At 46.5% G+C, this 15,611-nt stretch carries 11 protein-coding genes; 4 read left to right on the top strand and 7 right to left on the bottom strand.

Annotated features, from left to right (window positions below):
* The first annotated feature begins 10 nt into the window (after window positions 1–10).
* Together uvrA and AB1Y31_00050 are read left to right on the top strand one after the other, a co-directional pair.
* Complete coding sequence (gene uvrA / locus AB1Y31_00055; GenBank protein ID MEW4981565.1) at window positions 11–2,851, top strand: excinuclease ABC subunit UvrA; 2,841 nt, start codon at window positions 11–13, stop codon at window positions 2,849–2,851.
* Between the two features lie 13 nt (window positions 2,852–2,864).
* Window positions 2,865–3,770, top strand: coding sequence for a bile acid:sodium symporter family protein (locus AB1Y31_00050; protein ID MEW4981564.1), 906 nt, complete (start codon window positions 2,865–2,867; stop codon window positions 3,768–3,770).
* Window positions 3,771–3,838: 68 nt separating this feature from the next.
* Here AB1Y31_00050 and AB1Y31_00045 read toward each other — a convergent pair whose 3' ends face one another.
* Window positions 3,839–4,642: a substrate-binding domain-containing protein gene (locus AB1Y31_00045; GenBank protein MEW4981563.1), complete on the bottom strand. Its 804-nt coding sequence runs from the start codon at window positions 4,640–4,642 to the stop codon at window positions 3,839–3,841.
* Between the two features lie 59 nt (window positions 4,643–4,701).
* A complete protein-coding gene (locus AB1Y31_00040; protein MEW4981562.1) occupies window positions 4,702–6,060 on the bottom strand; it encodes a porin in 1,359 nt (452 codons plus the stop codon).
* A gap of 211 nt (window positions 6,061–6,271) precedes the next feature.
* Here AB1Y31_00040 and AB1Y31_00035 point away from each other — a divergent pair, with 211 nt between their 5' ends.
* The gene (locus tag AB1Y31_00035; protein ID MEW4981561.1) at window positions 6,272–7,222 is read left to right on the top strand and encodes a sigma 54-interacting transcriptional regulator; all 951 of its coding nucleotides are present in this window, start codon (window positions 6,272–6,274) and stop codon (window positions 7,220–7,222) included.
* A 131-nt stretch (window positions 7,223–7,353) separates the two neighbouring features.
* A complete protein-coding gene (locus AB1Y31_00030) occupies window positions 7,354–9,063 on the top strand; it encodes a proline--tRNA ligase (GenBank protein MEW4981560.1) in 1,710 nt (569 codons plus the stop codon).
* A 105-nt stretch (window positions 9,064–9,168) separates the two neighbouring features.
* Here the strand turns inward: AB1Y31_00030 and AB1Y31_00025 are convergent, their stop codons facing one another.
* From AB1Y31_00025 to AB1Y31_00005, 5 genes are all read right to left on the bottom strand, one after another.
* The gene (locus AB1Y31_00025; protein MEW4981559.1) at window positions 9,169–10,401 is read right to left on the bottom strand and encodes a methyl-accepting chemotaxis protein; all 1,233 of its coding nucleotides are present in this window, start codon (window positions 10,399–10,401) and stop codon (window positions 9,169–9,171) included.
* A gap of 83 nt (window positions 10,402–10,484) precedes the next feature.
* Window positions 10,485–11,528, bottom strand: a complete 1,044-nt coding sequence (locus AB1Y31_00020; GenBank protein MEW4981558.1) for a chemotaxis response regulator protein-glutamate methylesterase — start codon at window positions 11,526–11,528, stop codon at window positions 10,485–10,487.
* Between the two features lie 24 nt (window positions 11,529–11,552).
* Window positions 11,553–12,200, bottom strand: a complete 648-nt coding sequence (cheD, locus tag AB1Y31_00015; protein ID MEW4981557.1) for a chemoreceptor glutamine deamidase CheD — start codon at window positions 12,198–12,200, stop codon at window positions 11,553–11,555.
* A 4-nt stretch (window positions 12,201–12,204) separates the two neighbouring features.
* Window positions 12,205–13,065: a protein-glutamate O-methyltransferase CheR gene (locus AB1Y31_00010; protein ID MEW4981556.1), complete on the bottom strand. Its 861-nt coding sequence runs from the start codon at window positions 13,063–13,065 to the stop codon at window positions 12,205–12,207.
* A 140-nt stretch (window positions 13,066–13,205) separates the two neighbouring features.
* Window positions 13,206–15,611, bottom strand: a 2,406-nt coding sequence (locus tag AB1Y31_00005; protein MEW4981555.1) for a methyl-accepting chemotaxis protein, incomplete at its 5' end; no start/stop codon positions are given.

Below are 15,611 nucleotides of genomic sequence, written 5' to 3'. Positions count from 1 at the left end.
AGGCACGTAAATGGACACCATTCAAATTCGCGGTGCGCGAACGCATAATTTAAAAGAGATCGACCTCGACCTCCCTCGCGACAAGCTGATTGTCATCACTGGTTTATCGGGCTCGGGCAAGTCTTCGTTGGCGTTTGATACCATCTATGCAGAAGGTCAGCGGCGCTATGTTGAATCTCTTTCAGCCTATGCGCGACAGTTTTTATCGGTAATGGAAAAACCCGATGTAGATCACATTGAAGGCTTATCGCCCGCCATTTCAATTGAACAAAAGTCCACCTCACACAACCCACGTTCGACGGTTGGGACCATCACAGAAATTTATGACTATTTGCGACTTTTGTTTGCCCGAACCGGTATTCCACAGTGCCCAGACCACGGCACCTCACTGGAAGCTCAAACCATTACCCAAATGGTCGATTCTGTTCTAGCGTTGAACCCAGATAAACGTTGGATGCTATTGGCTCCCGTTATTCAAGAACGCAAGGGGGAACACTTTAACGTTTTAAATGACCTGCGTAACCAAGGCTTTATTCGCGCACGCATTGATGGTGAAGTTGTTGAACTAGAGGATGCGCCGCCGTTAGAGTTAAAGAAAAAACACACCATTGAAATCATCGTCGACCGCTTCAAAATTCGCGACGACCTATCCATTAGACTGGCAGAGTCATTTGAAACGGCCTTGAAGCTCACCGAAGGCATCGCCATCATCAGCAGCATGGATGATGACGAAGAAATTCTCTTTTCCGCGCGCTTCGCTTGCCCAACATGCGGTTACAGTATTAGCGAGTTAGAGCCGCGTAGCTTCTCATTCAATAGCCCCAAGGGAGCTTGCGCCAGTTGCGACGGTTTGGGTATTAAGCAGTACATCGATTCAAACCAAGTTTTGCATAGCCCCGAGATCAGCCTAGCCGGTGGTGCCATCCGCGGCTGGGACAAGCGTAATATGTATTATTACCAGATGATTATGTCGCTGGCGAAGCATTATCATTTTGACCCAGAAGAACCGTTTAATACTTATCCAGAAAAAATTCAGCAGGCTATTTTATTTGGCAGCAACGACGAACCCATCACCTTTAACACGCTCAATAGCCGAGGTGAAACAACTAAACGCACCCACCCTTTTGAGGGCATTATTCACAGCATGGAACGCCGTTACCGTGAAACCGATTCCAACACCGTCCGTGACGAACTGGCCAAATATTTATCCAGCAAAGCCTGCCCCGACTGTGATGGCCAGCGCCTGAATGAGGCGGCTCGACACGTCTTTGTTGACACCCACACACTGCCCGATATCACCAACCTATCGATTCAAAAGTCCAGTGACCTATTTGCCTCGCTAAGGCTCTCTGGGCACCGCGGAGAAATTGCCCAAAAGATCGTCAAAGAAATAAAAGCTCGCCTCGATTTTCTAATTAACGTTGGCTTGGACTATTTATCGTTAGACCGCAGCGCAGACACTTTGTCTGGTGGCGAAGCCCAACGAATTCGCCTCGCCAGCCAAATTGGCGCTGGGCTTGTTGGCGTTATGTACGTATTAGACGAACCGTCTATCGGCCTCCACCAGCGCGATAATCAACGCCTTATCAGCACGCTTTTTCACCTGCGCGATATTGGTAATACGGTGATTGTTGTCGAACATGATGAAGACGCCATTTTAGCGGCGGATCACGTGGTCGATATTGGCCCCAACGCCGGTATTCATGGCGGAGAAATCATCGCTCAAGGAACGCCGCAAGACATCATCGACAACCCGAACTCTATTACTGGGCAATACTTATCGGGGCAACAATGTATCGCCATACCGAGTAAGCGGCATCAAGCCGATGCAACAAAAAAACTGCGCATCAACAATGCCCGCGCAAATAATTTAAAAAATGTCAGCGTGGATATCCCTGTTGGTTTATTTACCTGCGTCACAGGCGTTTCTGGCTCAGGAAAATCCACCCTAATTAACGAAACCTTATACCCCACGGTTGCGAAAATACTGAATAAATCTTCCTTACCCATTGCCGTTAATGACGGCGTGGATGGCTTAGAAAACATCGACAAAGTCGTTGATATTGACCAAAGCCCAATTGGCCGTACCCCACGTTCTAACCCCGCCACTTATACTGGCCTGTTCACGCCCATTCGTGAATTATTTGCCGCCACACCCGAGGCCCGTTCACGTGGATACACACCCGGCCGATTCAGTTTCAACGTCAAAGGCGGCCGTTGCGAAACCTGCAAGGGCGATGGTGTCATTAAGGTAGAAATGCATTTTCTCGCCGACGTATACGTCAACTGTGAAAGCTGCAAAGGCCAGCGATACAGCCGTGAAACCTTAGAAATCCGCTACAAGGGCAAAACCATCCACGAGGTGCTCTCGATGACTGTTGAGGACGCCTGTGTCTTTTTTAGTGCCATCCCAGTTGTTTCAAGAAAGCTGAAAACGCTAATGGAAGTGGGACTTGGCTACATTACCCTAGGACAAAATGCGGTCACCCTATCCGGTGGTGAGGCACAGCGGGTCAAGTTATCTCGCGAGCTATCCAAGCGCGACACTGGAAAAACGCTGTATATTCTTGACGAACCGACCACAGGACTGCACTTTGCCGACATCCAACAACTGCTCACTGTGCTGCATACCCTTCGCGACCACGGCAACACCTTGGTCGTCATCGAACACAACCTCGACGTTATTAAAACGGCCGACTGGGTTATTGATATGGGCCCCGAAGGCGGCGATGGTGGTGGCCAAATTATCGCGCAAGGCACCCCTGAAACGGTTGCTCAATGCGTTGAGTCTCATACCGGGCACTACCTAAAAGATTTTCTAAATAAAGCCATTAACAGTCAATCAGCGTAAAAAGGAGTTTCTTTTGATTAACACCGCCACAAAACTTTTCCCCGTTTGGGCAGTGCTATTATCACTCATCGCCTATGCACTGCCAGAGCTATTTACGCCACTCAAAGGCAGTTTGTTTTTCTTGCTTGGCTTGGTCATGTTTGGCATGGGCATTAGCCTGAAATCCAGCGATTTTTTACGCATTCTTAAGTCGCCCAAACCCATTTTATTGGGCTTATTGCTACAGTTTTTATGCATGCCATTTTTTGCTTGGGGCATATCCACTTGGCTACAATTACCCTTAGCGCTAGCGAGCGGCATGATGCTCGTCGGCGCAAGCCCCGGTGGTACCGCGTCTAACGTCATCTGTTATTTAGCCAAGGGTAACGTCGCCCTCTCCATCACCATTACTACGTTTTCCACCTTATTGGCCGTTGTCGCCACACCTGCCCTGAGCCTTCTATATCTGGGCAAGCACGTTGACGTCCCGGCGATGAAGATGCTGACAGATATCGTAAAAATCATCATCTTGCCGGTCACTGCTGGGGTTATTATCAACCATATTTTTGGCCGCTTTCTACAGTCAATACGGCAAGTTTTTCCGCTTATTTCTGTCTTCGCCATCGTCCTTATTATTGCCATTATTGTTGCGCTCAACCAACCACGTTTAGGCTCTATAGGGCTTCTTCTTATCACTGCTGTTGCGTTGCACAATGCACTTGGCTTATTAGTCGGCTACTGGGTAGCGCGTGCATCCGGCATGAACCAAGCCACCTGTAAGACTTTGGCGATTGAAGTGGGCATGCAAAACTCTGGGCTAGCCGTTGCTTTGGCGGTTAAATATTTTGCGCCGATGGCCGCACTACCGGGCGCATTATTCTCTTTATGGCATAACTTGACCGGTTCCTTACTGGCCTCCTTTTGGTCACGCTCCAAGTAAAGGCGCAAAAAAAACGCCTTCTATTTTCAGAGAAGGCGTTTTAATTATTGCAAAATAAGCGTTCTTATTTACTTCGCATCTGGGTAGAACAGTTGCTGCCCACCTTTTCTGAAGCCAGCAATAATGTTTTGTCCTTCTTTGCTTGTCACAAATTCAATGTATTTTATCGCCAAACCGTGCTCGACCCCTTCGTGCTTCTTAGGGCTAACAGCCATCACGTGATACGGGTTAAACAGCGCGTCATCACCTTCAAACATAACCTTTAACGATAACTTATCAGCAAAGGCAATTTGTGTTCCGCGGTCGGTTAATGCGTAGGCTTGTTTTTCGTTGGCGATATTTAACACTGCCCCCATGCCTTGCCCCACTTCTACATACCAGTCACCAGAGGGTTTAGTGTCTGCAGATGCCCATAAGATTCTTTCTTTCTTATGGGTGCCTGAATCATCACCGCGTGAAACGAAAATAGAGCCTGTGTGTGCGATTTTATATAGCGCCTCTGTTGCCGTTGCTGCAACAGAAAGCATCGCTGGATCACTTGTCGGACCAACAATCACAAAATCATTATGCATCACCGCCGCACGGTCTACAAAATCACCCGACTTAACGTACTTTAATTCTGCACTCGGTGCGTGTACAAACACAACGTCTACGTCACCTTGCGCGCCCATTCTCAAGGCCTTGCCGGTACCAACGGCAATCACTTCCAGTTTAATATCGTGCTTTGCTTCAAACGCTGGGTTTAATACGGCCAATAAACCTGAGTTTTCGGTGCTGGTAGTCGTCGACATTCTCAATATATCCGCTGCCCAGCCATTTGTTGCGACAACTAAAAAAGCACCGGCAAGCATTAATGATGTAAATTTCTTCATTCCTAATTCCACTTTATTTAATAATAAGAGCGCCTATTACGGCGCTCTTTAAATTCACATTAAAACGCCCACTGACCACGAAGCTGCATGATGTCAGCTTCTTCGTTATCGTGTGCGCCGCCATCCATTTCAAGCACTTTAATGTAGTTGGCAGAGAAACGTAAACCGGCTACTGGGAACCAATTTAGACCCAACGTCAAGTTGTCCATTTCACCACCGTCTATTCCAGTATCAATTAAATCAATCGTGCTATAACGAAGCGCCACTTCCCACGCACCCATACCCCCATTACCGAAAGGGTTGCTTGGCTTAACCGCCTTAAACTTAGCACCTTTGTGCGTATACGGACGCGTATCATCGGTTAAGAACCAACCCGTTTGCGCATACCAACCGTCGAAGGTAGGGTCGCTCGCCGTATTGCGATCAAGCGTGGTGCGAATGTATTCTGCTTGCCCGGAGAATCGGTCTTGAACAATCGCCAGCTCCGCCCCTAGAGATAAGTAATTATCAACATCTGATAACGAACCTGTATCAACAAAGTTTACTCCAGAGATGTTCGTTTCCGGCTGCTGTTTAAATCGAACGCTGTCACCGTCTGTACTGCGGTAATTTGCCGCTAACCCGAAATGAACCAACGAACCTTTTTCATTAACAGGCATCCAAGTAGCACGACCACCTAAGCCCCAGCCCTCATCATCTGACCCGCCATTTGTCTTGGCCTTGTCACCAAACACACCCAGCGCTGCCGTCCAGTGCTGACGGTTAACACTACCCATCACACCAATGTGCCTGCTCGCGGTAAACGCATCAATCGATGCCCTTTCAGTAAATTGGGTATTGTTATCACTGACTTGGTCTTGCAACATAAATGGGTCTCTAAAGTGACCGGCTTTAACGCTTAAGCCGTCAAAATCAAAACCGTTATAACCTACCCAAATATCGGTAATGCCATTTCTTGTATCACCCGAACCGGCAAAGTCATATTCAAACTTATAAAACCAATCCTTATTCACCGTTCCCTTAATATAAAGCCTTGCGCGACGCACCTTTGTGCCATCACCCAGCGTACTCCCCGAAGCCGAATCGTCCTCGCCGTACCACGCTGAATCCAGTTGCATACGCCCACCTATCTTGGTCGTGAATGAACCATCTCGAGACTTAACCGCAAGACCACCTTTACCCACATTAACTTCTACATTAGTCGCCTTATCCAATTGCGCTTGAATTTCTTGCTTTTCAGCGACTTGCTTTTGCTCAGATGCCTGCGCTTCTGCCAACACACGTTTGTACTGCGCATCTGAAATTGTTCCGTTCTCGTGTAACAACATCAACAATGTTGCCAGCTCTGAACCCGCCTGCGCCTGTGTAGACAGGCCTGCAATAACAGCCGTTGCAAGTGCTAGTTTTTTAAATCTCATTTAAGTCCTCTACTTTTAATTATATTTATTAATCATCTCGCCAACATAAGCAGAATTTATACCACGTTAGGAAGGTGTCGGCAGCCCCATGATTTATCTACTCATTTTCAAACCCCAGCAACAAACTAGCTCTTGCAGCGATAGACATTCTCGACAACTTGTCCCAAAATACGAGATCCTTAAGACAATATGTCACACTCCCCTCCTACGCATGAGCAACTTACTCTCCCCTAACCAACGCAAAGCCATTCGCGATAAACACGATTTCTTTGGCAACACCGCCACGATCGGACGCTTACTGGACGATATTAAGCGGATTGCCGGCAAGAACACACCCATTTTATTAGAAGGCGAAACAGGAACAGGCAAGAGCTTAATCGCTCGAAAAATTCATGATTTAAGCCAGCGCAAAGGCAAATTGGTCGCTATTAATTGCGCCACCTTCAGCCAAGACCTACTGGAAACCGAGTTATTCGGTCACACCAAGGGCGCCTTTACTGGCGCACAAGAGTCACGCACAGGGCTGGTTTCCTTTGCACAACACGGCACCTTGTTTTTAGATGAGATTGGTGAGTTACCACTCGATTTCCAACCAAAGTTACTACGTTTACTGGAAGAGAAAATGATACGCCCCGTGGGTTCCGATAAAGAGTACCCCATCTCTGTTCGCATCATTGCGGCCACCAATCAAAATTTAAAAGACCGCGTTAAAAAGGGTTTATTTAGAGCCGACTTATATTACCGATTAAGCGTTATTCCCTTCACCGCACCGCCGCTTCGTGAACGTTTCGATGACATTAAAGACTTAACACTGAGTTTTATCGCTCAAATTTGCGAAGAACACGACATTGAACAACCCGGTATTTCAGCAACTTCGATTGATGCCTTGCGCACTTACGATTGGCCCGGCAACATTCGAGAATTACGCAATCACATTGAGCGTTCGCTGCTATTAGAATTCCCGCTACATGAGAACTTGCCCAACAACCATATAACCGTTCTAAGCGCTGGCTCGCTCGGCTTAAAATCTCACGAAAAAATACATATATTAAAAGCCATTAAAGAAAACAACGGCAATAAAAGCAAAGCCGCCTCAAGCTTAGGTATTTCGCGCCGCACACTAGATCGAAAGCTTAAACGTTGGCGCGAAGAAGCGGCTTAAAAATACACCACCGCAACTATGCCAAAACACACGGCAATATTCATGTTTTTTCATACCAGCCCTAGGTGAGCACCTGTTTTCAGCGTAAAATACCGCCCAACATTCAATCACACCTTTCCAATCGATGCCTTATGCGTACTAGTCAATTCCCTCTCAACACCGTAAAAGAAACACCCTCAGACGCCGAAATTATTAGCCATCAGTTAATGATTCGAGCGGGGCTTGTTCGCAAACTAGCCGCTGGTTTATACACCTGGTTACCGCTGGGCGTTCGTGTATTGCAAAAAGCTCAAGCTATTATTCGTGAAGAAATGAACGACGCCGGAGCATTAGAAGTCTCTATGCCGGTTGTGCAACCCGCCGAACTTTGGCAAGAGTCTGGTCGTTGGGAACAATACGGCCCTGAACTAGCGCGCTTAAGTGACCGCCACGGTCGTGAGTTTTGCTTAGGCCCGACGCACGAAGAAATTATCACCGAATTGGCACGTCACGAGATTAAGAGTTACAAACAGTTGCCGATCAATTACTACCAAATTCAAACCAAGTTTCGCGATGAAATTCGCCCTCGTTTTGGCATTATGCGCTCGCGTGAATTTATCATGAAAGACGCCTACTCGTTTCACTTAGATGATGCGTCGCTACAAGAAACTTACGACCGCATGTTCCAAGCGTATAACAACATCTTTAGTCGTTTAGGATTAAACTTTAGACCCGTTTTGGCTGACACCGGCTCCATTGGCGGCAATGCTTCACACGAATTTCACGTACTGGCTGATTCCGGCGAAGACGCCATCGCCTTTTCTACTGACAGCGACTACGCAGCGAATGTCGAAAAAGCAGAAGCCCTCACACCTCTTGCTGGACGAGCAGACGCCAGCCAGCAACTTGAAAAAGTAGCCACACCAAATCAACGCAGCATTGAAGAAGTCAGCGCCTTCTTCAATATAAGCCCCGCACAGTGTTTAAAAACTTTGCTGGTTAAAAGTGATGATGACGGCGTGATTGCACTACTGTTACGTGGTGACCATACATTGAATGAGATTAAAGCCGAAAAATTAGACGGCGTTGCCTCACCCCTTACTCTGGCAGATGATGAAGAGATCCTTAAAGCGGCTGCTTGTGATGCCGGCTACATTGGCCCAATCAACCTAGAGATACCAATGATTGTTGATCGTAGCGCGGCGCAAATGGCGAATTTTGTCTGCGGGGCAAACGATAATGGCATGCACTATAGCGGCGTTAATTGGCAACGCGATTTGGCTGAACCAACGCGTATTGAAGATATTCGGCAAGTAGTTGAAGGCGACCTAAGCCCAGACGGTCAAGGCACGCTAACCATCGCCCGCGGCATTGAAGTCGGTCATATCTTCCAATTAGGCACCAAATACAGCGATGCCATGAAGGCGTCTGTACTTAATGAAAATGGCAAAAACCAAACCATGACCATGGGCTGTTACGGTATTGGCGTAACCCGTGTTATAGCCGCTGCTATTGAACAAAATCACGATGACAAAGGCGTTATTTGGCCCGCCGCACTGGCACCGTTCCAAATAGCCTTATTACCCATGAACATGCATAAATCCGAGCGCTTAAAAGAAGCGACTGAAAAGCTCTATTTAGAACTTAAAGAAGCTGGTTTTGACGTGTTATTTGATGATAGAAAAGTACGCCCTGGCTTTATGTTCTCCGACATGGAGCTTATCGGTATTCCGCACCGTGTCGTCTTAGGTGACCGTGGACTGGATAACGGCATGGTCGAATACCGCGCGCGCGTAGACAGCGATAACCAAGATATTCCGCTAGAGGGCATCATCGAATTCCTAACGGATAGACTAAAGTAACTAAGCGCTAAAGCCTGCATGTTTCATGCAGGCTAGTGTTCTCTTCAATTGGCACCTGTATAACTTACAAATTTGTAACCCGCGACAGAGCTCTAACCGACTAGGCTAAAAAAGCTCCACCTCGCCCTCAGTCATGGCTTCTTGTTTTACTGCCACGTGTCTAACAGCACAAGTCTCCGTACGAATTTGTTGTAACTGTTCGCGCAAGTTCTTAACCCGAGAAACGGCATCACTGCCGCCACTATTGTCTTTATAATAAGCAGACGCTTGAGTAATAAATGGCCCCACTTGTTCGCAAGTTTTTTCGATATGTACTGTTAATTGAGAGATCATATCCTCAAACTGTAGGCCACGCACAGCGCGACCAACGTCATTATTTATTTCCGCTGTAATATTTTGAATCACCTGCATTTCTGAGCCAATTCTTTGATTCATTTCGCTTATTTCGGACATCATCTCGTTAACGCGCTGCTTAGATTCCATCGCCACGTTCATGTCTTTTGATGCCATACTACCGATTTTTGCAACAGCACCATCTATATTCTCTTTTGAACGAGAAATAACCGCCCTAATCTGATCACCCGTTTCAGCAGAACCGGTAGATAATTTACGCACCTCATCGGCCACCACAGCAAAACCTCTACCATGCTCTCCAGCTCTTGCCGCCTCAATCGCCGCATTTAATGCCAATAGATTGGTTTGATCGGCGATGGCTGTCACGTTTTTAAGGAGCTCATATATTTCATCCATATTGCCTGAAATATCATCGATGTTACCCACCATTTCCATGCTTTGTTGACTAATATCTAAAATATTTTCAACAAAATAATTTAGCGTCTCATTTGTCTCATTAACAAAGCTTGCGAAATCCAGCTGACTGCCGCCTTCAGTATCACCAGTGCCTGACATTGATTTCATCACACTAGTAATTTCATGTTGTTGTTGCTGCGCATGCTCGTTCATGCCATTAAAGCCGCTATTTAATTCGATAATCGCATCAGCTAATAACTGCCTAATTCTAGTCGTTTCAGACTGCGCTCTAGACAACTCATTTTCCACAATAGAACCTATATCCGTCAGCAAGCCACTGATTTCTCGATCCAATTTTGATGCTTCTGAGCCGTTAGCCAAAGCTTCATCCACCGTTTTTTGTTTGGGCAATTTTTGTGAGCCACCACCGAGCAACCCAACAGCCATCCAAACTACCGTGCTTATGATCACAAGCATTGGCGCTAAATACATTGTTGTTGGCGGCAACACAAAACCCGCTACAATCGCCAAAAAACTAACCAATAGCGCCGGCCAGAACTGCCTCATAAAACTCTTTTCTTCTATCACGTATTCTCCTCAACTTATTGTGCTATAGCCACATTATCGGCTTAGCTCACCCACACTTTAGTTCTTAACGACTATTCGCATTCCTATTCGTACTGGTCAATCAAGTGACCAGCTATTTTCTTCAACGGTAAAATTGACTGTACAGCAGACAAATTGACGGCACTACCCGGCATCCCCCATACCACACTGGAGGCCTCATCTTGCGCCGTCGTTTTTGCACCGGCTTGCAGTAATTCCAACATACCTTCAGCGCCATCAGCACCCATACCCGTTAACATAACGGCATGAACGTCTTGTGGGCTACAGGCAAGCAAGGAACGAAACATAACGTCAACCGATGGCTTATGTCTGTTCACGGGGGGACCATCATTTACAACACAACTGTAGCGCCCCCCTTTCTTCATAATAAGTAAGTGTCCATCACCCGGCGCAACGTACACATGACCCGGCTCTACTAGCATGCCTGTTTTCGCCTCAACAACCGACAATGCACAGATACTGTCTAAACGCTTTGCAAATGGCCCACTAAATGACTTGGGTATGTGTTGCGTAATGACCACCGGTGGCGAACCCTCTGGCAAGCCCGCCAAGATACTTTTAATGGCTTCTGTACCACCGGTTGAGGAACCAATTGCGATGATTTGCTTATGGTTCAGCCTAGAAACTGGCTGCAGCTTAACTTTAACTGCTGGCGCTGCCGGCGCTAGGCTGGCTCCTCGGATACGTGCCCTGGCAGCCGCACGAACTTTATCGCAAACCTCTGCCGAATATTTTGCTAATTGTGTTTTTACATTCACCTTCGGTTTAGCAACAAAATCTATCGCACCTATTTCTAATGCTTCAAAGGTAATGTCGGCACCTTTTTCAGTCAGCGTTGAAATCATCACCACTGGCATTGGCCGTAAACGCATTAAATTCTTCAAAAAAGTAATACCGTCCATCCTTGGCATTTCAATATCTAGGGTTATAACATCGGGCTTTAATGCCTTAATTTTATCCCTCGCAATGATGGGGTCTATTGCGGTACCAACCACATCAATATCATCGGTATTTTTAAAAATTTCTGTGAGCACCTGACGTACAATCGCCGAGTCATCCACAATTAATACTTTAATTTTTTTATCCATACTTATTCGCAAATTCCTTCCGTACTAAAACAAATCAACCGAGCCATCCAGCTCTGTCGTTTTTAGTTTATTAATGTATTCTGCATCCCGTTGTAACAAGGTAGTATTGTTCACCTTTTTCAACTTTCTAACTTTAACCTTACCCGTTTTCACGTGGAACAACACTTTTCGTGGGTATCTATCACCCACGTCTTCCGATACTAATTGCAAATTTTCATTCGCCACATAATCATAGATAAACGCAATATTTCGTAAGCCGACATCAGTCATTTTTTCCATGACACGGCCACCACCAATCACTTTAACTTCCAAACGGGCTTTAACGCCGCCATTGCTGATAATGTCATTAATCATATGCTCCATCGCAAAGTTGCCATAACGTGTTTCGCTGCTGATCACGGTAGAGCCCCAACTTTCATCATGCTCCCGCGTATATATGGGCAACATAAAATGATTCATGCCTCCTATGCCGGCTACTCTGTCATAGGCACAGACAGAAATACACGAACCTAATACCGTCGCAATTAACTCATCGTTTTTACTCACGTAATACTGCCCAGGCAATATCTTTGCCGAATAGTGACCGTGTGACGAATCCCAGTAACGATTAATATCTTCAAACCCTGGCAGGGCGGTGGGCATTGCTGCCGGTTTTATACTAGTTACCGCCATCTGCTTAATGCGTTTTTCGATAAATAGTATGGCCTAACGACTCAAATCGCTTACATACATTAAACATATTTTCTGAATGCCCAATAAACAAATGTCCATCAGACGCCAACGTATTTGCGTAACGATCAAACAGAGATCGCTGGGTATCCTTATCAAAATAAATAACAACATTACGACAAAATATGATGTCTATCGGCCCTTTTATTGGCCAGCCCTCTAATAAATTTAATTGCTTGAAAGTGATAATATTTTGTAATTCACGACCCATCTTTACAAAGTCGGACTTTTCTCCTTTGCCACGCATCATCCAACGTTTTTTATATTCTCTGGAAACACCTTCAATTCTAGACAGGGTATACACGCCTTTTTTGGCCGTATTGACAACGTTAGAATCCAAATCAGTCGCAATAATTTTCACGTCCCATCCACTATCCTGCGGGAAGAATTCTCGAACAGTCATCGCAATACTGTAGGGCTCTTCACCTGTTGAGCAACCCGCACTCCAAATTCTAATTTTACGAGTCGCTGCATTTTTTTCCATTAGCGCCGGAAATACCGTGCTTTTTAGATAGCCAAAGTGGTGCTCTTCCCTAAAGAATGACGTTAAATTCGTCGTGATCGCATTAACCAGATGAATAAGCTCTTCTTCATCCTTACTTTCAATAATCTTTATATAGCTTTCAAAACTCGACAGTTTTAGCGCTCGAAGTCGCCGCGCTAGTCGACCGTACACCATGTTTTGCTTACCATCAGCCAACACGATGCCGGTTCTCTCTTTCACCAGCTCTTGAATTTTATTAAATACCTTTGCAGTAAACTTAAACTCCCTTTCTTTATCTGCTTTTATCGCCGCAACCACAGCCATCTCCATTATTTGATTTAGTTAAAAGGCTAAATAATTCATTCTCAAATTAGCGTTGTTAGCGTCGGGCCTTCTAGTTTCCTAGTATAGCTATGCTCAGGCCCAACACGTCCAACACTTACCTGACTTGTTGTCCCAAGTGTTTAAAATTCATCCCACTCATTATCATCTGCTGCTGGAGCCACTGGTGCAGGGGCAATTGGAGCCCGAGCCACCGGAGCTGGTGCCAGTGGTGCCCGAGCCACCGGAGCTGGAGCCAGTGGTGCCATTGGAGCTGGTGCCATTGGAGCACGAGCCACCGGAGCCGCTGCTGCCAACAATGATGGAGGTAACTTAAAGAACGATGTCGCTGAGTTCAAAATACCGGCCTGTTCTTGCAGCGACATCGCTGCCGCTGTTGCTTGCTCAACCAGTGCCGCATTTTGTTGTGTCACGCTATCCAAGTTAGTCACCGCAGAGTTGACCTGTTCGATACCGGCCGCCTGCTCTGAACTGGCTGATGCAATTTCAGATATCAGTCCGCTCACCTCTTGCACCGATTCGACAATTTCAGCCAACACTTTGCCGGACTCATCAACTAATCGACTGCCTTCACCCACTTTATCCACACTATCATTAATCAACACTTTAATTTCTTTCGCTGCTCCGGCACTTCGTTGCGCCAAATTCCGAACTTCACTGGCGACCACTGCAAAGCCTCGGCCTTGCTCGCCCGCTCTAGCGGCTTCAACCGCTGCATTCAATGCCAACAAGTTTGTTTGGAAAGCAATTTCGTCAATCACACCAATAATGTCTGAGATCTTCTTACTTGAAGCATTGATTTCGCTCATCGCGACAACGGCATCTTTCACCACATCGCCACCTTTTACAGCTTGGGCGCTGGCACCTTCAGCTAAATCATTAGCACGTTTCGAATTAGCCGCACTTTGTTGAACCGTGCTGGTGAGCTCTTCCACACTCGCCGCCGTTTCTTCAAGTTCAGATGCCTGCTGTTCTGTCCGATTACTTAAATCGGCGTTGCCTGTTGCAATTTCAGAGGTGGCTACTCCAATATTGCTCGCAGCCGTACCAATTTTGCTAACGGACTCTTGCAAATTACTAATCGTTGCCCCTACCGAGTTCATCAACTGCTCAAGCTCGCCTTGGTAATCCCCATCAACCTTGATATCTAAATTACCGGCTGCAAGTTCATTCATTAACGAAGCCACTGAACGTATCGGCGCCGCAAAGGTATCAACCAGTTCATTAACACCAGATGCAATGGCTTTCACACCACCACTGTACGTTTCATGATCAATTCGCTCGCCTAACTCGCCCGCTGTCGCTGCGGAGATAATATTTTGAATTTGTTTCTCGGCGTCTTTCTCTTCGGTTAAATCCTGCCATTCCACCATGTTGCCCATGTACTTGCCGTCTGGGTCTTCTATGAAAGTGGCGTTGACCGAAAACACTAAACCACCCACTGAAATTTCTGCTTGTGCCGGTAAGCGGTTTTTATCCGCTAATAAGGCACGCTGGTGCGCAGGGTTTTTGTGGAAACCATCAATACAGGTACCAATTAAGTTTTGTGGATCTAAGCTTGGCCAAATAGTACGCAGTTCATTCACGCGGTTTTGTAACATCGCAATCACCGCGTCATTGGCGTAAATAATATTTAAATCGTTGTCACACATCATAATATTGGTTTGTGCGCTATCTAACCCTGCTTGTAACCGTGCCACTTCACGCTCTTTCTCTTTTTGCTCGGTTAAATCTTGCCATTCGACCATGTTGCCCATGTAGTCGCCCTCTGGGCTTTCGATGTAACTGGCATTCACGGCAAAGGTGAGTCCTGCGACTTCAATTTCTGCTTTCGCCGGTAGTCTAGATTTATCCGATAACAAGGCACGTTGGTGCGCGGGGTTTTTGTGGAAACCATCAATACACGTACCGATAAGATTCTCTGGGTCCATTCCCGGCCAGATGGTGCGCAATTCGTTGACACGGTTTGCTAACATTCTCACCACGGCATCATTAGCGTAGGTGATGTTTAAGTCTGCATCACACATCATCAGATTGGTTTGTGCGCTATCAACCGCCGATTGCAAACGAGCTACTTCACGTTCTTTTTCTTTTTGCTCGGTTAAATCTTGCCATTCGACCATGTTGCCCATGTAGTCGCCCTCTGGGCTTTCGATGTAACTGGCATTCACGGCAAAGGTGAGTCCTGCGACTTCAATTTCTGCTTTCGCCGGTAGTCTAGATTTATCCGATAACAAGGCACGTTGGTGCGCGGGGTTTTTGTGGAAACCATCAATACACGTACCGATAAGATTCTCTGGGTCCATTCCCGGCCAGATGGTGCGCAATTCGTTGACACGGTTTGCTAACATTCTCACCACGGCATCATTAGCGTAGGTGATGTTTAAGTCTGCATCACACATCATCAGATTGGTTTGTGCGCTATCAACCGCCGATTGCAAACGAGCTACCTCTTTATCTTTCTCTTTTTGCTCGGTTAAATCTTGCCATTCGACCATGTTGCCCATGTACTCGCCTTCTGGGCTTTC

It is taken from the genome of Cycloclasticus sp., assembly GCA_040743155.1.
Taxonomy (GTDB): Bacteria; Pseudomonadota; Gammaproteobacteria; order Methylococcales; family Cycloclasticaceae; genus Cycloclasticus.
Note: the sequence above shows the minus strand (reverse complement) of the source record. Positions and strands in the feature narration are given on the sequence as shown.

Bases quoted from the DNA above. Each gene is read 5' to 3' on its own strand.
- AB1Y31_00035 (MEW4981561.1), top strand. From the start codon at position 6,272: ATGAGCAACTTACTCTCCCCTAACCAACGCAAAGCCATTCGCGATAAA.
- AB1Y31_00040 (MEW4981562.1), bottom strand. From the start codon at position 6,060: ATGAGATTTAAAAAACTAGCACTTGCAACGGCTGTTATTGCAGGCCTG.
- uvrA (MEW4981565.1), top strand. From the start codon at position 11: ATGGACACCATTCAAATTCGCGGTGCGCGAACGCATAATTTAAAAGAG.
- AB1Y31_00030 (MEW4981560.1), top strand. From the start codon at position 7,354: ATGCGTACTAGTCAATTCCCTCTCAACACCGTAAAAGAAACACCCTCA.
- AB1Y31_00045 (MEW4981563.1), bottom strand. From the start codon at position 4,642: ATGAAGAAATTTACATCATTAATGCTTGCCGGTGCTTTTTTAGTTGTC.
- AB1Y31_00010 (MEW4981556.1), bottom strand. From the start codon at position 13,065: ATGGCTGTGGTTGCGGCGATAAAAGCAGATAAAGAAAGGGAGTTTAAG.
- AB1Y31_00020 (MEW4981558.1), bottom strand. From the start codon at position 11,528: ATGGATAAAAAAATTAAAGTATTAATTGTGGATGACTCGGCGATTGTA.
- cheD (MEW4981557.1), bottom strand. From the start codon at position 12,200: ATGGCGGTAACTAGTATAAAACCGGCAGCAATGCCCACCGCCCTGCCA.